The organism is Roseivirga seohaensis subsp. aquiponti (assembly GCF_001267955.1).
Lineage (GTDB): Bacteria > Bacteroidota > Bacteroidia > Cytophagales > Cyclobacteriaceae > Roseivirga > Roseivirga seohaensis.
Genome location: NZ_JSVA01000008.1, coordinates 119,261 through 140,311, shown reverse-complemented (window position 1 = coordinate 140,311; position 21,051 = coordinate 119,261). Strand labels below are relative to the sequence as shown.

The window sequence follows — 21,051 nt, the reverse complement described above, 5'->3', positions numbered from 1 at the left end:
TACCCTCTAGCTCGGATATTCCTGTAGGTAATATTGGGCAGGGTTATTTTGTGGCTTCTAACACTAAACTCATCATAGGTCCAATTTTATTAGGCTCTAGCCATCGTGTCACTACTACCAAATCATTCTTTTTATCGATTACAATAAAGTTTCCTCCAAAACCAGCGGCAAAGTAAATGGACTCGTCATCTACTTCTTTCCACTTTCTTGGGCCTCTATTCAGCCACCACAAATAGCCGTAGCTGGCATTCGCCTCAGAAGATTTCTGCACCTCACCTACCCATTTTTTGGAAATGAGTTGGTTTCCATTCCAATTTCCTTCGTTTAAAAACAACAGACCAAAACGAGCATGATCTAATGCACTAATAAAAACACCTCCACCAGAATGACCGCCCCCCGTAACGGATTGCATATTTATACCATCAACATTTACCCAAGAGTTTTCATAACCAAACCAACGCCAGGTAGTAGACGCCCCAATGGGGTCCATAATGTATTCCTTTAAGACTTGTGGAAGTGGTTTTCTCCACACCTGAAGTAGCGAATAAGCCAGTACATTCACACGTACATCATTGTATTCCATTACAGTACCAGAAGGCACTGGTTTTTCGAAACGCCAATCATCAATCCCTCCCCTTCTTGGCGGTCTGTCTGCCCAATCTTGCATTCCAAACAAAGTACCCGACCAAGCCGAAGACTGATTGAGCAAAGTATGCCATTCTATTTTTTGATTGTGAGCACCATCAAAAGTATTGTCCCAAACATAGTCACTGACTTTATCATGAACACTACCAATTAACCCCTCGTCCAATGCCAAACCAGCTACAGTTGATAAATAACTTTTAGTTACGCTGTGGGTCATATCTACCCGTTTTACATCGCCCCATTGCGCTACGATATAACCGTTCTTCAAAATCACTCCTGCCGGCCCTCCTCTTTCTCTTGTGGGCCCGACTAATTCATGATACGGCTCGCTGCTAAAGCCTTCATAAGAAGCTATTCTAGAATCTTTAGAGCCTGAATACTCATTATCTAGGGCAAATTTTACAGCAATATCAATTTTAGCAGCATTCAAGCCTAAGGACTGTGGCGTTCGGGTTTCCCATTTGCCTCTGGGCGGAAAGTAATTTTGAGCTGATATGGGAATTGAATCAAGAAGTACTATAATGATGCTGAGGGCTAAGGCAAATCTATTCATTCTATGAGAGGTTTAATTCGAGTTAAACAGAAAGGGGAAGATATACAAGCCAACTTTGACTGGAGGAAAAAATGAAAGGAGGCCATCACACCTCCCTTCTACCTAATCAAAAACATGTAATCCCTTACATGCCTTCGTTTTCTTTGTTCTAAAACTGGCTTGAAGATAACATTTATTTAATATTTAGATAATAAGGGTTCAGAAAAAAATAAAGGCGGTTCCCTTACGGATCCGCCTTCACCTCAATTAACTAGATTCATAACTCCACACGAAATGAACCACTCTACTATTTAATTCCAGTTTCAATAAACATTATTGAAACTTAACCGATATACGCAGGTAGCACTCGCAGCGGATTTAGGACAATGAAGAAATTTTCATTTTTCTATATTCCTAGTTCAACCTCTGACCTATAAGTGTGAAATTATTCGGGCTTAATTATCCATCTGAATCTCTATTTTTGTAATTGAGCATAATTGATTACACCTCTTTATAACATCATGAAAAACATACTCTTAGTTGAAGATGAACAGAACGTAGCAGCTTTTATAAAAAAGGGGCTCGAAGAGGAAGGTTATGTTGTTGAGGTAGCGCACAGTGCTGAATCTGCCAGAAACACAATAACCACTAGTCAATTTGATATGTATATACTGGATGTAATTCTGCCGGGTATTAGTGGTTTGGAATTATGTAAACAGCTCCGCAAAGAAGGTGTTCAAAAACCAATATTAATGCTTACGGCTTTGAGTTCTACAGAAAACGTAGTTCAAGGTTTAAACTCAGGCGCAGATGACTACTTGGCCAAACCTTTTAAGTTTCAAGAACTACTTGCTCGAATTAACGCCATAGCCCGAAGATCTCAGAAATATCAAAACAGTCAATTGTTAACCGTGGGCAAGCTGGTGTTAGATAAAGACTCAAAAACTGCAAATAGAGCAGGAACCGAAATCAAACTGACATCGACAGAATACAAGTTGTTAGAATACATGATGGTAAATTCTGGCAAAGTACTTTCGAGGGTTGAACTGCTTAAAAACGTTTGGGACTTACACTTCGATGTAGGCACTAACGTGGTTGATGTGTATGTGAATTACCTCAGAAATAAAATCGATAAAGAGTTTAAGGTAAAAATGATTCAAACTGTAATTGGAATGGGGTACATTTTAAAAGACGAAGCTTAAAATGAGAATTAGAAGTAAAATCACCCTCATTTTCACCCTAACCACCTGCACCTTGCTTCTGGCAACTTTTGTGTCCATTTATTATTTCGCAAAAGTATATTCTGAAAAAGAATTTTATGATCACCTAAGCAGAAGAGCTAAGATTGAGGCCGACTTCTTTCTTAAAGCCGAAGAGCTCGATTCTTTAACTTTCAATGAAATTCAAAAAGAGCATTTGCTTCACCTTACCAGTGAAACCGCCTATGTAGTACCAAAATCAGACATAAATACTTTACCTGTTCCTGTTAGATCTTTTGCTTCATCTATAACAAATAACGAAGCACTTACCCAAAAAATAGATCATGTAGCCTTCTACGGAATGATACATTCCCATCATAATAAAGACTATATCGTAATTATTTCTGCTATTGATGAGCACGGAATCAAGCTTATTCAGAGCCTCAAAAGTATATTAATCATTGCCTTTATTACATGTTCGGTGGTCATTTTTATTGTCGGTATTTTTCAAGCAAAACAAGTACTCATTCCTATTTCAGGCATTGTAAAAAGGGCGAATGAAATTAGGGCCTCTAACCTTCACTTAAGGCTAGATACCGGTGAGAATAATGATGAGCTAGCAGAGCTGTCTTCCACTTTCAATAATATGTTAGACAGGCTTGAAACTTCGTTTGAAATCCAAAGCAACTTTGTAAGCAATGCTTCGCATGAACTTAAAAACCCGCTTACCGCTATTTTGGGTGAAGTCGAAGTAGCACTTCGCAAACAAAGAACGGTTGACGAATATATTGCTTCATTAAACACTATCGAAAAGGAATCCAACAGACTTGAGATTCTTGTAAAGTGCTTACTAGAGCTAGCTCAAGCCGATCACGATAACAAAGGACTAATCATCGAGAGTATCCGTATTGATGAGTTGATGCTGATTGTAAAAAGCGACATCGACAAGATCAAGCCTGAAAACCAAATCAGTTTCGATTTTTCAGAATTACCCGAAACAGCAGAGTGCTTAATTATTCAGGGGAGCCAAAGCCTACTGCGAATGGTTCTGAATAATATTGTAGAAAATGCATGCAAATTTTCAATGAATAAGCCTGTAACTATAAAAGTTTCTGCCAATGAAACCTGGGTAGAAATAGAGGTAGATGACAAAGGCATTGGTATTCCTCCTCAAGAATTAAAAAACATCTTCGAACACTTTTACCGTGCTTCAAACGCCAGAGCTTTCAACGGTTTTGGAATTGGCTTGCCTTTAGCTCAAAAAGTAATTAAAATCCATGGCGGAAGTTTAATTATCAACTCAAAAGAGGGTGAGGGTACCAATGTAAAAATTAGCCTACCCAACTATAGACAAGCCGTTTCAATAGACCGTTAGGAAATTCTAATGGTATTCTAATCTTGAGATTCAGCCCTAGGCTTTCATAGCCCGTATATTTGAAGAATATTTATTATTACAACTGTAATTTTTAATGCGTAAACACCTCCATACATGCTTTATAATCGTAATGAGTTTTCTCGTTTCGATACAGGGTTTCGGGGTGTATTCTTTCAATAGAGTTGTAATGGCGCCTAGTCAGAGTATTGCGGTTGACATAAACCAAGACGAGGAGCATAATACTGAGGATCAAGAAAATTCAGATTCTGACTCGATCCCACTCCCTCTAACGCTACCAGACGAAGAAACTAAAGAGGACTGCGTTGATATTGATGACTTAGTAGTCAGTCATTCATATTACCATAAAAACTGGACTCTCGTTGACTTCGTGAAAAGAGATTTTTACTTCTTTATTTTAGATGGAGAGTTTATAAAAGAGAAAATACCAACCCCACCCCCCGAATTGATAGCTTAGGCTTAAAAAATCAATTCTAATCAATTTTTACTTTATCAAAAACACTGTTGCTAACGCACAGTAAATCAGGCTTATTCTTTACATAAGGGCAAGTCGAAAAATTTTTAACAATCCGTTTATGAGTATTAAAAATATGTTTTCAAAAGAAAACTTGAAAAGCGATATGCTATCAAGTGTGGTAGTTTTCTTAGTAGCACTACCGCTTTGTTTAGGTATAGCACTCGCATCAGGAGCCCCACTCTTCTCAGGCTTAATTGCTGGTATTGTAGGCGGTATCGTGGTGGGAATGTTAAGTAAGTCAAGTTTGAGCGTAAGTGGGCCAGCCGCTGGCTTGGTGGTTATCGTTCTTTCAGCGATTGACGACCTCGGTGGTTTTCAGGGTTTTTTACTTGCTGTTGTAATGGCAGGAATAATTCAAGTAGCACTAGGTTACTTAAAAGCCGGAATTATCGGTTTATACTTTCCTTCACCAGTAATTAAAGGTATGCTCGCAGCAATCGGGTTAATCTTAATTCTGAAGCAAGTGCCACACCTTATTGGTTTTGACGCTGATGCCTTTGGTGAAATGGAGTTTATGCAGCAAGATGGCAGCAATACGCTTTCATTCCTTGTTTCTTCCTTCGACCATATTTACTTAGGCAGTTTAATTGTAGGATTAATATCCTTGTTTATTTTAATTGCTTGGGGTAGTAACTTTATAAAACAAAACAAATTCCTTAAGGGGGTTCCGGGGGGTATCATTGTAGTAACCATAGGTGTATTAATTAACTACCTTTTTGGCGCATTCTACCCAGACCTTTCGATTAGCGGAGATCACATGGTAAATATCCCTGTAATTTCTGGCTTAGATTCACTTGGTGCTGTATTCCAATTTCCAGACTTTTCTCTACTGACGAACATTAACGTATACATCACCGCGTTTACTCTTGCCATTGTAGCCAGTTTAGAAACATTACTGTGTGTAGAAGCAATGGATAAGCTTGACCCACATAAAAGACGTACGCCTCAGAATGCTGAATTGAAAGCTCAAGGGGTAGGTAATATTGTATCTGGCCTGATTGGAGGTTTACCAATTACAGCAGTAATCGTAAGAGGTTCGGCCAACATTGAGGCAGGAGCAAAATCAAAAATGTCGGCTGTTTTTCATGGTATTTTATTATTGATTGCCGTGGCAATTTTTCCAACAATAATGAACATGATTCCATTGGCATCATTGGCGGCAATCCTAATTGTGGTTGGTTTTAAATTAACCAAACCAGCATTATACAAACAACAATTTAAGCTGGGGCGCGAACAGTTTGTTCCATTTATCACCACAGTAGTTGCTATCCTTTTCACCGACCTTTTGATTGGTATTTTAATCGGTATGGCTGTAGGTATATTCTATATTCTAAAAGCCAACTACAAAGTACCTTATCATTACGAAGAAGAGAAGCAAGTAAGTACCAACAACAGTAAAATTAGACTAGAGTTAAGCGAGCATGTATCGTTCTTAAATAAGGCCAGTTTACAACTTACTTTAGAACACTTACCACACAATAGCAATGTAATTTTAGATGGGTCTCGATCAACCAAAATTGATTACGATGCACTTGAAGTTATCTATAATTTCAAGGAGTCAGCCCATGAAAAGAACATTACACTAGAACTCATTAACATTCCAACAGGATCAACAGTAACCGTAAAACATTAATCTTAAGAGATATGACATTAGCTAAAGAATTATTAGATAACAATCAGAAGTGGGTAGAAGACAAGTTAAACGAAGACAAAGACTTCTTTAACAAATTGGCAAATGGCCAAAAACCACCAGTATTGTGGATTGGTTGTGCCGATAGCCGTGTGCCTGCAAACCAAATTACGGGTACTGAACCAGGTGAAATCTTTGTTCACAGAAACATTGCTAACATGGTGGTTCACACCGACATGAACATGCTAAGCGTACTAGATTACGCAGTAAACATCTTAAAAGTGAAGCATGTAATCGTTTGTGGCCATTATGGTTGCGGTGGAGTTATGGCAGCAATGGACGACAACCAATATGGTTTAGTAGACAATTGGATTCGTCATATTAAGGATGTTTACAGACTCCATAAAACAGAATTGGAAGCTATTGAAGATCAGAAAGCAAGAGCCGACAGGTTTGTAGAACTCAATGTAATAGAACAGGTATACGACCTTACCACTACCAGTATTATTCAAAACATGTGGGCAAAAGGAGATTCACCAAAAGTTCATGGTTGGGTATACGACATTAAAAACGGTTTACTTAAAGACTTAAACGTACCAACAGAAAATTAAATTAAACCAGATTAGATTATTTGCCAGGCATGTCTCATTATTCGAAAACACATTTCGTATCGGTTTATTAAATTGAATGCCTATTTTTACAGCCGAAATAAGAAAACGTACTATGGCAAATAATCTATTAAAAGGTAAAAGAGGAATCATATTTGGCGCATTAGACGAACGCTCTATTGCTTGGAAAGTAGCTGAAGTAGCAAAAGATGAAGGCGCCACCTTTACCCTAACCAACGCTCCGATTGCGATGAGAATGGGTGAAATCAATAAATTGGCTGAAGCCTGCGGTGCAGAAATTATTCCTGCCGATGCAACTTCAATCGAAGATTTAGAAAACCTTTTCACCAAGTCAGTGGAGATTTTGGGTGGTAAAATCGATTTCGTTTTACACTCAATAGGCATGAGTCCGAACGTAAGAAAAGGCCGTGATTATGGCGATTTGAATTACGATTGGCTCACTAAAACCTTAGATGTTTCTGCCATTTCTTTTCATAAAGTAATGCAAACAGCCGAAAAACTTGACGCCATGAATGAATGGGGCTCAATTTTAGGTTTATCATACATTGCAGCTCAACGTACTTTCCCAGATTATTCAGATATGGCACACGCAAAAGCCATGCTTGAATCTATTGCCAGAAGCTACGGTGAGCGTTATGCTAGATTGAAAAAAGTAAGAGTAAACACTATTTCTCAATCTCCTACCATGACTACTGCCGGAACAGGTGTTGGAGGTTTTGATGTATTCTATTCTTATGCCGACCAAATGAGTCCATTAGGCAATGCAAGTGCTTTAGATTGCGCTAAATATTGCGCCATGATGTTCTCTGATTACACGAGAATGGTAACCATGCAAAACTTAATGCATGATGGAGGTTTCTCTACTTCTGGAATTACCGATGCATTAATTGAGCAGTTGAAAAAAGATTAATTAATAGTCATTAGGACAATAGATAACAGCCTGCCGATTAAGCGTTTCAAACGAAAATCAGCAGGCTGTTTTTAATTCACCAATTTGCGCTATGGTTACCTTCCCCAATGCTAAAATCAATTTAGGACTTTCCATTACTGGGAAGCTTCATACTAGCTACCATAGCATTGAAAGCTGCCTCTACCCTATTCCTTGGTGCGATGTATTGGAGTTTATTCCAGGTAAGAAAATCTCTTTTTCTTCTAGCGGAATTGCCATTCCGGGTGATGAAAAAGACAACTTAGTTTTAAAAGCATACAAGCTACTTCGTAAAGATTTTGGGCTTCCTGAGCTTAATATTCACCTGCATAAAATTATTCCGATGGGCGCTGGATTAGGTGGCGGTTCTGCAGATGCCGCTTTTATGCTGAAAATGCTGAACAGCGAATTTCAATTATTCTTAGATGATTCTGTTCTAGAAGATTACGCAGCCCAACTAGGAAGTGATTGCCCCTTCTTTATTCAAAACAAACCAGCCATTGCTACAGGAACGGGTACCGATTTAGAGGTTTTCGACCTAGATTTAGCTGGCATGTGGATGCTTTTGATTAAACCTGAAGTTCACATTTCAACCCAAGAAGCATACGCCAATGTAACGCCAAAGCCCAATGAAGTAGACTTGAAAGCACTTCTAGAAAGCAAAGACTTTAGTCTCTGGCGCGAAAAGTTGATCAATGATTTCGAAGCATCCATCTTTCCTAATCACCCTGTTTTAGGTAAAATCAAAGAAGCCCTTTATCAAAATGGAGCGGCCTATGCTGCCATGAGTGGCTCAGGTTCTACCCTCTTTGGATTATATACTGAGAAACCTGAGATTTCACCAGCTTTCGAAACATACACGCATAAACTGATCGAGCTTTAGGAAAAGAGTTGAAGCTGTTTTCAAACTACCTTTTATAATAAATCGTATATTATCTCCGTCTTTAACTCATTGGTCTGACCACTTATGCACATTCGGTTAATACTCTGCTTACTCTTTCTTTCAAGTTTTTCTACGCTTTCTTTTGCCCAAGAAAAAGAGATCAATGTATACGATGTTAGAGAAGATGGTAGAATCGGCATTTACGCAGACAACGATAAACCCTACCCACAAACGGTTACATTAACGCTCAAACTAAAAGGTTTAAGGCCTTCAAAAGAGGTTCCTGACTTTATTGTAGTTCCTGCCAACACCAAAGAATTTAGGCTCACCAGTCTTATAATTCCCTTCGAAAGATCATGGCAGTATTCATTTAGCTATATCTATCGTTTTGGCGATGCAAATGCACAACACGATCCTAAACAAGAATATTTACTTCCTTTTGAAGAAGGAACAAGCTATAGGCTTACTCAAGGTTATAATGGCGATCGAACTCATCAAGGAGAAAATGCACTCGATTTCACGATGGATGAAGGCACTAGAATTTTTGCGGCTAGGGCCGGAAAAGTGATTAGAATTAAAGAAGATTCCAATCAAGGTTGCGCAAGCAAAAGGTGTAACAACATGGGTAATTACGTAACCATTCTACACGAAGACGGTACTTATGCAGACTACCTCCACTTACAGTTTGAAGGAGTTACAGTACAACTGGGTGATTTAGTGGAAGCTGGTGACCCAATTGCGTTGAGTGGAAATACAGGATGGAGCACAGGACCTCATCTACATTTCATCGTACGTAAAACTGAAAAAGATCGACAGGTTTCACTCCCTACTTTATTCAAAACTTCGAGCAATAAAACTGAACTTCTAGTAGAAGGAAAAATCTATACGGCCATCAAAAACCAGTAAAGTTTTTCACCTCCACTTTCTTTTCTTAAATTCCAAAACGGATAAATTTTGCTATGAAGATTAACGTGAATGGTATTGACCATGAAGTGGATGTGGAACCCAATATGCCTTTGCTTTGGGTGTTGCGCGATGAACTTAACCTCACAGGAACCAAATACGGTTGTGGAGTTGCCGCTTGTGGTGCCTGCACTGTTCATTTAGACGGACAAGCCGTTCGATCTTGTGTATTACCCATTGCTGCACTGCAAGGAAAAGCCATTACTACCATTGAATCCATTGCAAAAGATGACCAGCTGTCACGCGTTCAACAAGCTTGGATCGACCATCAAGTACCGCAATGTGGTTATTGCCAATCGGGAATGATTATGGCCGTAGAAAGCCTTTTAAATAACAATAGCCAGCCTACTGAAGAGGAAATTGACGCTTCCATTTCTAACATTTGCCGCTGCGGAACTTACCAAAGAATTAAAGAAGCCATTAAAGAGGTGCTGACTCAAAATCAAGAAAATGGCTAAAGAACGAACCAGAGGACAGAAAATAAGTCGCAGGGCGTTTATCATTTCCGGAGCTGTAATCGGAGGTGGTTTTGCATTAGGCTTGGGCGGAGTCGCATTTTCCAATTATAAGAAAAAGCAGTTCAGCGGAATGGGCTTTGAAGGCGCAGAATCGCTCAATGCTTTCATTCATATTACACCAGATAACAAAATCAAACTGGCCATTGCTCGGGCGGAAATGGGACAAGGGGCACATACCGCATTGGCCATGCTAACTGCCGAAGAACTGGAAGTAGATTTAGAGCAAATCGAAGTAATTCACCCGCAAGTAGAGTCGCCTTACGCCAACGTGAATTTGGCTACCCACTACGAAAGAACCTCAAGCTCCACTGGTTTCCATTTCATGGAAAAGGTGGCCTATATTCTTCCATATATCGCTACTGGCGGAAGTACGACCATTCGTGATGGCTACGAGCATTACCGCATTATGGGGGCTTCGGCCAAGGAAATGTTGATGAAAGTAGCCATGAAAAAATGGTTTATTGACATTGATAAATTAAAAGCAGAAAAAGGCTTTTTTCTCAATACTGAAACGGGAGAAAAAGTCTCATACGGGTCTCTTGCGCCTTTTGCAGCAGAAGAAAAACCCAATAACCGACCAACTTTAAAAGCGAAGTCTAATTTTAAAGTCATTGGCAAACCTACTCAACGCATTGACCTGAAAGAGAAGGTGACGGGAGCTGCCGAATTTGGCATTGATGTGCGTTTACCGAACATGCTTTTTGCTGCAGTAAAACACTGCCCAATTATTGGAGGAGAGATCACGAGCATTACGAACGAGCCAGAAGTGCTTGCCATGCGAGGCGTAAAACACATCGTGCAGTGGCCTACTGGTGTGGCTGTAATTGCCGACAACACTTGGCGAGCACAACAAGCCGCGAATGCACTCACTTTTGAAATTGACAACAAAGGAAATGAACAGCTTTCATCAGCTCATATTTCTAAGCTTCTAAAAACAAGGCTCAACAAAGAAATTGACCATGTAAAAGAGAAGATTGATAATACTGCCACAGCATTTAAAGCTGCTAACAAGGTTTTCGAAGCAGAATATGAAGTTCCATTTTTAGCGCACGCCACCATGGAGCCGATCAACTGCACGGTTTTGGTGGAAGAAGACAAAGCCAAGGTTTGGGTGGGGCATCAGGCGCCATTTTTGGTCACCATGGCCACCGCCAAAGAAGCGGATGTAAATAGCAGTAATGTTGAAATCGACATTAAATATTTGGGAGGTGGTTTTGGCAGAAGGGCCGAAAACGACTTTGTGACTGAAGCTGTACGCATTGCCAAAGCCATGAAAGGCAGGCCTATTCAAATGGTTTGGTCGAGAGAAGAAGACACACAATTTGACACCTACCGCCCAGCAGCCATGGCCAGTTTTAAGGCAGGAATGAATAATGATGGAAGAATAACCGCATGGGAAAATCATTTATCGCTTCAGTCGGTTTTACGAAGTAGCATTGGGCGAAACTTTCCGCTAATGACTCCACCGGAATCGCAGGACACCACCGCAGCCGAAGGTGCTTTAGGTTTAGCTTATAATCTGGGTGCACGAAAAGTTGGATATTCGTTTATTGAAAGCCCAATGCGTTTGGGTTTTTGGCGAAGTGTAGGTCATTCTTACAATGGATTTTTCACTGAAAGCTTTATAGATGAACTGGCCAATGAAGCCGATACCGATCCTTATGAGTTTAGAGCAAAGCTTCTTCCTTCAAACTCTAGACAGAAAAAAGTGCTGGACAAAGTAGCTAAAATCAGCAATTGGAATTCCCCTCTTCCCGAAGGAAAAAGCCGAGGCATTGCCTTTCACGAATCCTTCGGTTCTATCGTAGCACAAGTGGCCGAAATCAGCATCAACCCCCATAAAGAATTTAGTGTGGACAAAGTGTTTTGCGTGATTGACTGCGGCAATTATGTGAACCCAGACACCATTATAGCGCAAATGCAAAGCGGAATTGTTTTTGGGTTAACTGCAGCTGTTTATGGAGAAATCACCATTGAAGAAGGCAAAATTCAGCAGTCGAATTTCCCTAACTATGAAATGTTGAAGTTGAAACACATGCCTGAAGTGTTCACACACATTATGGAAAACAACGAAGCCCCAGGTGGTGTTGGCGAACCTGGCACTCCTCCAATTGCTCCTGCTCTGACCAATGCTATTTTTGCCGCTACTGGTGAACGTTTACGTTCACTCCCTTTGAAAAATCACGGTTTTAAATTGGTCTAACCCATTCCATGAAATCACTCAAGTTATTCGCACTCCTTTTTCTGGTTTGCAGTTGCACTCAATTAACGGTGAATAAATCGGTTCAAGAGATGCGATTACCTACCTCATTTTGCGAGACAAGCCCGATAGAAATCAAGCATAATATGCCTTATGGAAACACTCCTTGGCAAAGAACCATCAACTTACCAACAAGTGGGAGATTTGTAGAAGAAAACCATTATATCACTCAATCAGATAAGTTCGACAACCTAGTGCCTTGGCCCAAAACCATAACGGAGAACATTCAGCAACACCTTCAGCGCAGCTTTCTTCTTTACCAATCCTTCGACCCAAAAATGACTTTTGAGGAATTGTATTCCAAAAAGTGGAACAAAGAATGGACACCTGAAGAAGGCGGCCATTTTGGGCAGGGTTCTGTGGGTGAAGTACAGCGAAGCGAGTTAACTCCAGAAGATGAAATGTGGTTTATGTGCATGATGTGGGCCAGTGAATCCAAACCAAAAAGGGGCACTAAGTTTTTGCTTACAGCCAATAACAAAAGTGTAGTCGTAATTGCAGGCTACGAAACAGGGCCTTCATCTAAAGATCATATTGGAGGAATTACCAGAGAAGTTCATGCTTGGCTGGGCACAAATCCAAATTCTTTAATAAAAGTAGGCTTGCTAAAAAATCAGGAGCAAAAAACAGGGCCTGTGGTTTGCAAATAATTGCTATTTACAAACTACAGACCCTAAAATCAACCATTCAACTTAGACTCTTACCTGCCCGTTTCCGAAAAAATAGTATTTATTAGTCACCAATTGTTCTAGCCCCAATGGGCCACGGTGATGCAACTTATCGGTACTGATGGCCAGTTCGCCACCAATTCCCATTTGACCTCCATCTGTAAAACGGGTAGAAGCATTGTGATATACTGCTCCACTATCCACTTGCTCCATAAAGCTCTGTGCAAGCACTTTATCGGTTGTAATAATGGCTGAAGAGTGGCCACCAGAATATTTATTAATCTTCTGAATGGCTTCTTTTTCGTCACCTACAAGGGCTACGCATGCCTTGAGTGCCAAAAACTCTTCAAACCAAATTTCTTCATTTTCTATGACTTGCTCTTCAGGCAAAACCTTCTTCACTTCTTGATCTACCACAAGCTCTACCTCAAATTCATGTAAAGCTTTTTGTAGTTGAATGAGTTTATTCTCCAAATCTGGCAAACGCTTATCGAGCAAAATTTTATCGAGGGCGTTGCAAGCTGAAATCTTATCCGTTTTAGCATTTAAAATCACTTTCAATGCTTGGTTCCAATCTGCTTTATGATCTACATAAATGAAATTATTTCCTCTTCCGCTTACCAAAACAGGGCAAGTAGCGTATTCCTTCACAAAAGCAATCAAACGCTCGCCTCCTCTTGGAACAATCAAATCAATTTTCTGATCTGGATTTTTCAAGAACGCTTGCGTCTCAGTTCTCGACATTTTGAGCAGCTGCACCCAATCTGAATCTAAACCATTAAGGTGTAAAGCCTGATGCCAGCAATCAATGAGTATTTGATTGGAGTGAATAGCTTCCTTCCCTCCTTTTAAAAGAATTCTATTATTGGCTTTGAAGGCCAAAACCGCTGCTTCCACTGTTACATCTGGTCGTGATTCATAAATCATCATGATGGTACCGAAAGGTGCAGTTTTGTTAATAATCTCCAGTCCATCTTCTCTTTTGAAAGTAGATTTCGTTTGCCCTACGGGGTCATCCTTTTCCATTACTTCTTCTACGGCCTTCACCATACTGTCGATCTTTGCATTGTCGACCACGAGCCTATCGTACATGGCACGGTCAGACTGATCAAAAGCAGCCAAATCCAACTGATTTGCCGCAATGATTTGAGCTCTATTCAGGCCTAAAATTTTTATAAATGATGCTAATACTTTGTTCTTCTTATCTGTCTTTAATAATTCCATTTTTACTTTTTATGCTGTGAATTTGGTACCTACCGTTTTTCCATCAATAATGTCTAAAATCACATTGTCTTGTTTGCCATTGGCTATATATGCAGTAATGTTCTTTGCTGCTGCTCCCTGAGCAATCTTTAGTTTAGACCCCATTCCTCCTCTACCTTCGGCTTCGCCTTTTTCGCTTTTCTGTATGTACTTTTCTAGATTCTGCTGGCCATTTACTTCTCTGATAATTGAAGTATCACTATGATTTGGATGACCATTATATAGACCATGCGTATCGGTCAGAAGAATGAGCATATCAGCATTGATCAATTCAGCCACCAAACTCGCCATTTCATCATTATCTGTAAACATGGTGTGCGATAGCGATGTAGCGTCATCTTCATTTGCGATGGGAATGATGCCTTCAGACAATAACCCTTCGTAACAATTGATCATATTTTCGCGCCAAACACCTGGATTGAAATCCCTTTTAGTAGCCAATACTTGAGCGCACTTCATTCCATAATCATGAAATGTCTCATAATAGGTTCTCATCATTCGCGGTTGGCCTACAGATGAAAAAACCTGCCTTCTGATGGCTTTATCTTCAATTTCAGAATGCCCAAGCACTTCTTTTCCTGCAATTACAGATCCTGATGAGATCAATACAGAAAGGATATCTCTTTCGTAGAGTTCAGCAATTTGCCTTACAATCCCTTGAATTACAGGCCTTACAATGCGGTTATCTTTATTTGTCAGTACGTTGGTACCTACTTTTATTACTACTCTTTTCTTAGTTGATTTTACCACGACTATTTTTCTTGTAATTCGGTTGATTCTTTCCCCAGTTCCACGGCCCTGTTAAAAGCGGCATAAGCGGCATCGTGAATTAACTGTTGCACATTATTATCTATTAAAGAATCGAGAGCAGCCTGTGTAGTACCTCCTTTAGAACTCACCCTTTTCATCCAACTATCTGGCGAAAGCTTATTTTTATTGAAGAGTTCGATTGCACCTTCAAACGTGGCACTTACCAGCACTTTTGAATCGTTATCTGAAAAGCCCATGCTTTTAGCGGCTTCCATCATTGATTCCATAAAATAGAAAACATAGGCCGGCCCCGAGCCAGAAATACCTGTAGAGGCATCGATAAACATTTGTGAATCGACCCTTACGGATTTACCAGTGGTATTGAGCAAGTCTTCCACCATCCAAAGTTCAATACGAGATATTTCAGGTGCAGCCAAATAAGATGTCATTCCCTTGCCCACCTGAGCCGGTAAATTGGGCATGGCCCGTACTACTTTTTTTATTCCCAAGCCCAGTTGAATGGTTTCAATAGTAACACCAGCCATAATTGAAATCACCAACTGTTGATCGTTCATCATAGCCCTCATTTCCTGCATGAGTTCATCGTTATGGTAAGGTTTTACAGCTAGAAAAATAATATCTGCTATGGGCAGACAGTCCTCTAGGGTATCGTAGACTTCAAAATTCTCTGTAGATTTTTTTAAGGTTTCTCTCAACTCGAGAGATTTGTCGAAGATGATCAGGTCTTCCTTCTTTAAATAACCTGATTTTGCGATGGAAGAAGTATAGGTCAACCCCATATTTCCTGCACCAATTACTAGCACTTTCATGATTGTGTTTATTAAATGAATTTAAAGATTGCATATAGCAATATGCCCCAGGTGAATACCTTGGAAGCGACAACTAAATAGATTTCAGTGAATTAATTAACGAACACGCAGAAGACCACAGGAAGGGCCTGAAGGTTAGAAAAAATGATTTTTCTAGGGTATTGAATATGTTTTGCGTAGCTCATTATACCTTACCAACAACTGTAGTAGCTTAATGTTCCGAATAATTTAAAAAACCTCCTATCTTGAGAATGACACCTCATTACCAATGAAAAACAACTTCATACATCAAGATCTTTCCATTCTTCCCTGTACTGAAATTACATGCGACATTCATGACCACAAGGAAGAAAGCATTCTTTGGGTAGAAATAAAAGGCAAATGTAGCCACGGATCTCAAGGAGAAGATTACGGCAAGTTTCTGTATCAAAAAATAGGATTAGCGCTTCTCTCATTTCAACCCTTAGCCATTCTGATTGACATGCGAGAATTGGAATATAGTTATGGAGACAGAATCATTAACCTCTTTCAAATTTTTCAAGATGTTGTTATCTATCCTGATAAAGGTTTTATCACATCCTTCGTTTTATCAGATAAAAACAGATTTGGGCTTTCTTCTTTGATGAAAATAGATTTTGAGGAAGCTGAAAGCGATTTTCACCTAGATTTAAATTCAGCTTACAAACACTTAATCAAACGCTATGACGAAATCTAAAACTCAGAAAACAGATTGATTTTACCTTAGAAACACCAACACTTCAACACCCAAACACCCAAACACATTCGTCCAACACTTCGCTGCCAAATTGGCGCTTCTTCGGTCAAATCACTTATATTTGCGGTTCAATTTTGTAGAATAGAGATAGAAGTAAATGGATAACATTATTCAGGACATAGACATTCTAGATAGAAATAGTCGGGAGGCGACAGACACGGTAATCACTTCAAAAGAAGAGAATACTGGTAAAGCAAAGAAACTCTACATTGAAAGTTATGGATGCCAAATGAATTTTGCTGATAGCGAGATTGTAAGCTCCATTATGAAAGACAATGGTTACGATACCACCTCGGAGTTTGAACAAGCCGATGTTATCTTTCTGAATACTTGTTCCATAAGAGAAAAGGCTGAACAAACGGTTAGAAAGCGTTTAGCAGACTTCAATAAAATAAAGAAAAGAAAGCCAGAACTCACCATTGGGGTTTTGGGTTGTATGGCTGAAAGGCTAAAAGACAAACTTCTGGAAGAAGAAAAATTAGTAGATGTAGTAGTAGGGCCTGATGCCTACCGTGATTTACCAAATTTAGTAGGTTCGGCAGAGGAAGGCTTAAAAGCCATCAATACATTACTGTCAAGAGAAGAGACCTATGCCGACATCTCTCCTGTTCGGTTAAACTCAAACGGAGTTAATGCATTTATCTCTATTATGCGAGGTTGCGATAACATGTGTTCTTTCTGCGTGGTGCCGTTTACCAGAGGTCGAGAAAGAAGTAGAGACCCACATTCAATTGTTCGCGAAGCACAAGACCTTTTCGATCAGGGCTACAGAGAGGTGACACTTCTAGGCCAAAACGTAGATAGCTACAAATGGTCTCCTGAAGAGAATAATAAGGCTTGGTTAGAGAAAAAAGAAAAACAAGGCGAAGCCGAAGCCATTGTCAATTTTGCAAACCTGATTGAAATGGTGGCTCAAGTATCTCCCGACCTTAGGGTTCGTTTTTCTACTTCGCATCCAAAAGACATTACCAACGAGGTGCTCCATACCATGAAAAAGTATGAGAACATTTGTAAGTACATTCATTTACCTGCGCAGAGCGGAAACAGCCGAGTATTGGAATTGATGAACAGAACTTATACGCGCGAATGGTATATCAATAGAGTTGACGCCATCAGAGAAATTTTGGGCGAAGAATGCGGTATTTCTTCCGACATGATTGCTGGCTTTTGTTCAGAAACAGAAGAAGAGCACCAAGATACCCTAAGCTTAATGGATTATGTAAAGTTCGATTTCTCCTACATGTTTTTCTATTCGGAAAGACCCGGAACTTTAGCTGCTAAAAAGTTAAAAGATGATGTTCCACTGGAAGTTAAAAAAAGGAGACTTCAGGAAATAATTGATAAGCAACGACAATATTCGTTCGAACGAAACAAACTTGACCTGAACAAAGTACATAAAGTACTAGTAGAAGGCACTTCAAAACGTTCGGAAGAACACTTAAGCGGAAGAAACTCTGCAAACAAAGTGGTGATTTTCCCTAAAAAGAATTTCAAAAAAGGAGACTATGTGAATGTTTTTGTAGATGACTGTACCACAGCCACACTTCTAGGAAACTCTGTTGATTAACCCGCAACCCCTACACCTTGAATAGCAACGAAATATTAAGCATAAAACAGCGGTTTGGTATTATTGGCAATAGCCCTCAGTTAAACCACGCCATTCAGGTAGCGGCACAAGTTGCTCCTACCGATATGACAGTATTGATTACTGGCGAAAGTGGTAGTGGTAAAGAATCCTTTTCAAAAATTATCCATCAGCTGAGCCCAAGAAAGCACGGTAAGTTCATTGCCATCAACTGCGGAGCAATTCCTGAAGGCACTATCGATTCCGAGTTATTCGGTCATGAAAAAGGCTCATTTACAGGGGCATACGATGCCAGAAAAGGTTATTTTGAGGTTACTGATGGCGGAACCATTTTTCTAGATGAAATTGGAGAAATGCCAATGTCTACCCAAGCGCGTTTGCTACGCGTTTTAGAAAATGGAGAGTTCATTAAAGTTGGTTCTTCTAAAGTTCAAAAAACCGATGTGAGAGTGGTAGCCGCTACTAATGTCGACCTGCTCGATGCGGTGGACAATGGTAAATTCAGAGAGGATTTATATTACCGATTAAGTACCGTTCCAATTTCTGTTCCTCCGTTACGAAATAGAGGTAATGATGTTGATTTGTTGTTCAGAAAATTTGCTTCTGACTTTGCGGAAAAATATAGAGTGGAATCTATAAAGCTAGATGACGATGCCAAAGCCATTCTTTTGCGCTACAATTTCCCTGGTAATATACGTCAGCTCAAGAATTTAGTAGAACAAATTTCTGCATTAGAAATGGAAAGACATATTTCCGCAGAAACTTTGGTCAAATATTTGCCTCAAAACAGAACTAGTTTACCGGCACTTTATAAAGCTCATAACGGACAAGGAGGAGATAGCTTGAGTGAAAGAGATTTGCTCTATAAAGTTTTGTTCGATATGAAAAAGGACATGACAGAGCTTAAAAAGTTGGTTCACGATATTTTAGAATCTGGTGATTTGAGTGAAAAGACGATTAGCGAGCATGCAAATTTATTTAGAAACATAGATGATGACAGCAGTGCCCTACTAAGTGACCAGCTAGAAAAGCAAACAAATGAAAGCTATTACTTAGAGCCTAAACCTATTGTTGACGACTACGATTACGAGGAAGATAAAGTAGAAGACATTACGCATGAAATGGAAGACGAGTCGTTATCCATAGAAAAGAAAGAGCAAGAACTCATTATTAAAGCCTTGAAAAAGAATAACAATAAAAGAAAGTATGCCGCTAGAGATTTAGGTATCTCTGAACGAACCCTGTATCGTAAAATCAAGCAGTATGAAATTGAGTAAATCATTAATACTGAGTATAGCACTATTGGCTTCCACGCTTTTTGGCTGTACCTATGGCTTTTCAGGGGCTTCAATAGATTACAACACTACAAAAACTATATCTATTGCTAATTTCTTTAATGATGCTGTAGATGGAGGACTTCCAAATATGGGGCAACTGTTTACGGAAGACATGAAGGATTATTTTCAGCGGAATACTAAGCTAGAATTAGTACCTTCAAAGGGTGATTTACAGTTTGAAGGAGCAATTTCTAGATATAACATTTCACCTCAAGCGGTTGTTTCATCCGGAAATCAGAATGTAGCCGATAGATCAGGTTTAATGCGACTAACCATAGGTGTAGAAGTAGCATTTACCAATGTAAATAAGGAAGAAGAAAACTTTAAACGTACCTTTAGTTTCTATGCTGATTATGACCCACAAACTACCTCATTAACATCTGTCGAGCCAGAATTGGTAAGTCAGATTTTTAAAGAGATTATTTTTGAAATTTTTCAGGCCTCAGTTGCCCAATGGTAATTTTCATTCTATTTTAGACATCCCAAAACAAAAACCAGTGAACAGAGAACGGTTTAATCAACTTCTTGGAAACCTACACCAAGTCACCAATGAGGACATTAAATCGCTCAATGATCTGCGTAAAAAGTATCCTTTTTTTCAAACACCCTACGTAATAGTTGCCAAGGCACTTAAAGATCGAGATCATCCAAAAACAGATGCTTTCATTAAAAAAGCTGCCATCTACTCTCCTAACAGAGCCCATTTAAAGAAAATAATTCTTGGCGAAATAAGCTTTGAAGCCCCTCAAGAGAATACAATCCAGAAAAAGCAGGTTAAGGCAATTGAAACCCCAGAAACTGCAAAGGAAATAGTTACCCCAAAAGCTGAAACTGAGACAGAAACGGTAACTAAAGAAGCTATTTCTAAGACCGACAAAAATGAACAACAAGAAGAACCTCTTGCTACTCAAACATTAGATCAGAAAAACCCAGAGATCAATCAGTTGGAAAAAGACTTATTGGAGATTAAAGAACGAAAACTCCGATTGGCAAAGATGTTTGAAGGACAAGAAAACACAAAGAAAATCAAACCCCAGACAACTCCGCAAAGCAACAAGTCTCAGGTAGAATTGATAGAAAAATTCATTCAAAATGAACCTCGTTTTGAAAACAAAAAGGGTATTAACGAGGAGAATGAGTACACGCAAGAAGACCTCGCAGCCAAGCACATGAAGTCTAAAGACGAGTTCGTTACTGAAACTTTAGCCAAATTATTACTGAAACAAAAAAAATATACCAGGGCTATTGACATTTATAAAAAACTAAGCTTGAAATTCCCTGAAAAAAGAACTTACTTTGCGAGCCAAATTCAAAAAATAAAGGAAGTACAGAATGTTTAAGCTATTAATAATCCTTGCCATCATCGTTGCCATACTTTTAATTTTAATCGTACTGGTTCAAAACTCTAAAGGTGGCGGTTTGTCAAGCCAGTTCGGTGGCGCAGGTGCTACTCAAGTAATTGGAGCAAAAAAGACAACCGATTTATTAGAAAAAGTGACTTGGGGTTTTGCACTAACCTTATTAGCGCTTAGTCTGGCATCTGGAATGATGGTAGACAATAGCAATAGTGATTTTTCAAATAATCCTAACATAGACAAGGCACTTCAAGAGATGCCAATGCAACAACAAGCTCCTGTAACGCCAGAGGCTGGAGGCACACCTCAAACTGCTCCTGACACAACAGGTAACCAGTAAGAGCACAAAGACTTTATAAAAAAGACCATCAATTGATGGTCTTTTTTTTTG

The 21,051-nt window shown here is 39.4% G+C and carries 21 protein-coding genes; 17 read left to right on the top strand and 4 right to left on the bottom strand.

Annotated features, from left to right (window positions below; translation table 11 throughout):
- Positions 1–43: 43 nt before the first annotated feature.
- Positions 44–1,198 (bottom strand): serine hydrolase domain-containing protein, encoded by a 1,155-nt coding sequence (locus OB69_RS07595; protein WP_053223109.1) that lies wholly within the window; start codon positions 1,196–1,198, stop codon positions 44–46.
- 500 nt (positions 1,199–1,698) lie between these two features.
- Between OB69_RS07595 and OB69_RS07590 the strand changes: the two genes are divergently transcribed.
- The 11 genes from OB69_RS07590 to OB69_RS07540 all read left to right on the top strand — a co-directional run bounded on the left by OB69_RS07590 (position 1,699) and on the right by OB69_RS07540 (position 12,747).
- On the top strand, positions 1,699–2,379 hold the full coding sequence (locus tag OB69_RS07590; protein WP_053223108.1) for a response regulator transcription factor: 681 nt from the start codon (positions 1,699–1,701) through the stop codon (positions 2,377–2,379).
- Position 2,380: 1 nt separating this feature from the next.
- Positions 2,381–3,751, top strand: a complete 1,371-nt coding sequence (locus OB69_RS07585; protein ID WP_053223107.1) for a sensor histidine kinase — start codon at positions 2,381–2,383, stop codon at positions 3,749–3,751.
- 130 nt (positions 3,752–3,881) lie between these two features.
- On the top strand, positions 3,882–4,226 hold the full coding sequence (locus tag OB69_RS07580; RefSeq protein WP_185096881.1) for a hypothetical protein: 345 nt from the start codon (positions 3,882–3,884) through the stop codon (positions 4,224–4,226).
- A 118-nt stretch (positions 4,227–4,344) separates the two neighbouring features.
- Positions 4,345–5,919: a SulP family inorganic anion transporter gene (locus OB69_RS07575; RefSeq protein WP_053223105.1), complete on the top strand. Its 1,575-nt coding sequence runs from the start codon at positions 4,345–4,347 to the stop codon at positions 5,917–5,919.
- Between the two features lie 11 nt (positions 5,920–5,930).
- Positions 5,931–6,527: a carbonate dehydratase gene (gene can / locus OB69_RS07570; protein WP_053223104.1), complete on the top strand. Its 597-nt coding sequence runs from the start codon at positions 5,931–5,933 to the stop codon at positions 6,525–6,527.
- A gap of 112 nt (positions 6,528–6,639) precedes the next feature.
- On the top strand, positions 6,640–7,455 hold the full coding sequence (locus tag OB69_RS07565; protein WP_053223305.1) for an enoyl-ACP reductase FabI: 816 nt from the start codon (positions 6,640–6,642) through the stop codon (positions 7,453–7,455).
- A 91-nt stretch (positions 7,456–7,546) separates the two neighbouring features.
- The gene (gene ispE, locus OB69_RS07560) at positions 7,547–8,356 is read left to right on the top strand and encodes a 4-(cytidine 5'-diphospho)-2-C-methyl-D-erythritol kinase (RefSeq protein WP_053223103.1); all 810 of its coding nucleotides are present in this window, start codon (positions 7,547–7,549) and stop codon (positions 8,354–8,356) included.
- Positions 8,357–8,440: 84 nt separating this feature from the next.
- Positions 8,441–9,262: a M23 family metallopeptidase gene (locus OB69_RS18920; protein ID WP_053223102.1), complete on the top strand. Its 822-nt coding sequence runs from the start codon at positions 8,441–8,443 to the stop codon at positions 9,260–9,262.
- A 53-nt stretch (positions 9,263–9,315) separates the two neighbouring features.
- Positions 9,316–9,777 carry a (2Fe-2S)-binding protein gene (locus tag OB69_RS07550; protein ID WP_053223101.1) on the top strand — a complete coding sequence of 154 codons (462 nt, stop codon included), beginning with the start codon at positions 9,316–9,318 and terminating at the stop codon, positions 9,775–9,777.
- A complete protein-coding gene (locus OB69_RS07545) occupies positions 9,770–12,040 on the top strand; it encodes a xanthine dehydrogenase family protein molybdopterin-binding subunit (RefSeq protein ID WP_053223100.1) in 2,271 nt (756 codons plus the stop codon). Before OB69_RS07550 ends, OB69_RS07545 begins: the two co-directional genes overlap by 8 nt.
- Positions 12,041–12,048: 8 nt before the next feature.
- Positions 12,049–12,747: a hypothetical protein gene (locus OB69_RS07540; protein WP_157608509.1), complete on the top strand. Its 699-nt coding sequence runs from the start codon at positions 12,049–12,051 to the stop codon at positions 12,745–12,747.
- Positions 12,748–12,789: 42 nt separating this feature from the next.
- On the opposite strand, the gene OB69_RS07535 is transcribed toward OB69_RS07540, so the two are convergent.
- The 3 genes from OB69_RS07535 to proC are packed head-to-tail and all read right to left on the bottom strand — an operon-like array spanning position 12,790 to position 15,608.
- Complete coding sequence (locus OB69_RS07535; protein ID WP_053223098.1) at positions 12,790–13,989, bottom strand: glutamate-5-semialdehyde dehydrogenase; 1,200 nt, start codon at positions 13,987–13,989, stop codon at positions 12,790–12,792.
- A gap of 9 nt (positions 13,990–13,998) precedes the next feature.
- Positions 13,999–14,778, bottom strand: coding sequence for a glutamate 5-kinase (gene proB / locus OB69_RS07530; protein WP_053223097.1), 780 nt, complete (start codon positions 14,776–14,778; stop codon positions 13,999–14,001).
- Positions 14,779–14,780: 2 nt separating this feature from the next.
- The gene (proC, locus tag OB69_RS07525) at positions 14,781–15,608 is read right to left on the bottom strand and encodes a pyrroline-5-carboxylate reductase (RefSeq protein ID WP_053223096.1); all 828 of its coding nucleotides are present in this window, start codon (positions 15,606–15,608) and stop codon (positions 14,781–14,783) included.
- A 268-nt stretch (positions 15,609–15,876) separates the two neighbouring features.
- Between proC and OB69_RS07520 the strand changes: the two genes are divergently transcribed.
- The 6 genes from OB69_RS07520 to secG all read left to right on the top strand — a co-directional run bounded on the left by OB69_RS07520 (position 15,877) and on the right by secG (position 21,000).
- The gene (locus tag OB69_RS07520; protein WP_053223095.1) at positions 15,877–16,323 is read left to right on the top strand and encodes a hypothetical protein; all 447 of its coding nucleotides are present in this window, start codon (positions 15,877–15,879) and stop codon (positions 16,321–16,323) included.
- Positions 16,324–16,480: 157 nt separating this feature from the next.
- Complete coding sequence (gene miaB, locus OB69_RS07515; protein ID WP_053223094.1) at positions 16,481–17,950, top strand: tRNA (N6-isopentenyl adenosine(37)-C2)-methylthiotransferase MiaB; 1,470 nt, start codon at positions 16,481–16,483, stop codon at positions 17,948–17,950.
- Between the two features lie 17 nt (positions 17,951–17,967).
- A complete protein-coding gene (locus tag OB69_RS07510; RefSeq protein ID WP_053223093.1) occupies positions 17,968–19,245 on the top strand; it encodes a sigma-54 interaction domain-containing protein in 1,278 nt (425 codons plus the stop codon).
- A complete protein-coding gene (locus tag OB69_RS07505) occupies positions 19,232–19,765 on the top strand; it encodes an LptE family protein (RefSeq protein ID WP_053223092.1) in 534 nt (177 codons plus the stop codon). Before OB69_RS07510 ends, OB69_RS07505 begins: the two co-directional genes overlap by 14 nt.
- 37 nt (positions 19,766–19,802) lie before the next feature.
- A complete protein-coding gene (locus tag OB69_RS07500; protein ID WP_157608508.1) occupies positions 19,803–20,645 on the top strand; it encodes a hypothetical protein in 843 nt (280 codons plus the stop codon).
- Positions 20,638–21,000, top strand: a complete 363-nt coding sequence (gene secG, locus OB69_RS07495; protein ID WP_053223090.1) for a preprotein translocase subunit SecG — start codon at positions 20,638–20,640, stop codon at positions 20,998–21,000. The genes OB69_RS07500 and secG overlap by 8 nt, the downstream gene beginning before the upstream one ends.
- Positions 21,001–21,051: the final 51 nt, after the last annotated feature.

Coding starts and splice junctions, on each gene's coding strand:
- OB69_RS07595 (WP_053223109.1), bottom strand. CDS start 1,198: ATGAATAGATTTGCCTTAGCCCTCAGCATCATTATAGTACTTCTTGAT.
- OB69_RS07545 (WP_053223100.1), top strand. CDS start 9,770: ATGGCTAAAGAACGAACCAGAGGACAGAAAATAAGTCGCAGGGCGTTT.
- OB69_RS07565 (WP_053223305.1), top strand. CDS start 6,640: ATGGCAAATAATCTATTAAAAGGTAAAAGAGGAATCATATTTGGCGCA.
- miaB (WP_053223094.1), top strand. CDS start 16,481: ATGGATAACATTATTCAGGACATAGACATTCTAGATAGAAATAGTCGG.
- secG (WP_053223090.1), top strand. CDS start 20,638: ATGTTTAAGCTATTAATAATCCTTGCCATCATCGTTGCCATACTTTTA.
- OB69_RS07580 (WP_185096881.1), top strand. CDS start 3,882: ATGAGTTTTCTCGTTTCGATACAGGGTTTCGGGGTGTATTCTTTCAAT.
- OB69_RS07550 (WP_053223101.1), top strand. CDS start 9,316: ATGAAGATTAACGTGAATGGTATTGACCATGAAGTGGATGTGGAACCC.
- OB69_RS07590 (WP_053223108.1), top strand. CDS start 1,699: ATGAAAAACATACTCTTAGTTGAAGATGAACAGAACGTAGCAGCTTTT.
- OB69_RS07575 (WP_053223105.1), top strand. CDS start 4,345: ATGAGTATTAAAAATATGTTTTCAAAAGAAAACTTGAAAAGCGATATG.
- OB69_RS07540 (WP_157608509.1), top strand. CDS start 12,049: ATGAAATCACTCAAGTTATTCGCACTCCTTTTTCTGGTTTGCAGTTGC.
- ispE (WP_053223103.1), top strand. CDS start 7,547: ATGGTTACCTTCCCCAATGCTAAAATCAATTTAGGACTTTCCATTACT.
- can (WP_053223104.1), top strand. CDS start 5,931: ATGACATTAGCTAAAGAATTATTAGATAACAATCAGAAGTGGGTAGAA.
- OB69_RS07535 (WP_053223098.1), bottom strand. CDS start 13,989: ATGGAATTATTAAAGACAGATAAGAAGAACAAAGTATTAGCATCATTT.
- OB69_RS07585 (WP_053223107.1), top strand. CDS start 2,381: ATGAGAATTAGAAGTAAAATCACCCTCATTTTCACCCTAACCACCTGC.
- OB69_RS07520 (WP_053223095.1), top strand. CDS start 15,877: ATGAAAAACAACTTCATACATCAAGATCTTTCCATTCTTCCCTGTACT.
- OB69_RS18920 (WP_053223102.1), top strand. CDS start 8,441: ATGCACATTCGGTTAATACTCTGCTTACTCTTTCTTTCAAGTTTTTCT.
- OB69_RS07505 (WP_053223092.1), top strand. CDS start 19,232: ATGAAATTGAGTAAATCATTAATACTGAGTATAGCACTATTGGCTTCC.
- proC (WP_053223096.1), bottom strand. CDS start 15,608: ATGAAAGTGCTAGTAATTGGTGCAGGAAATATGGGGTTGACCTATACT.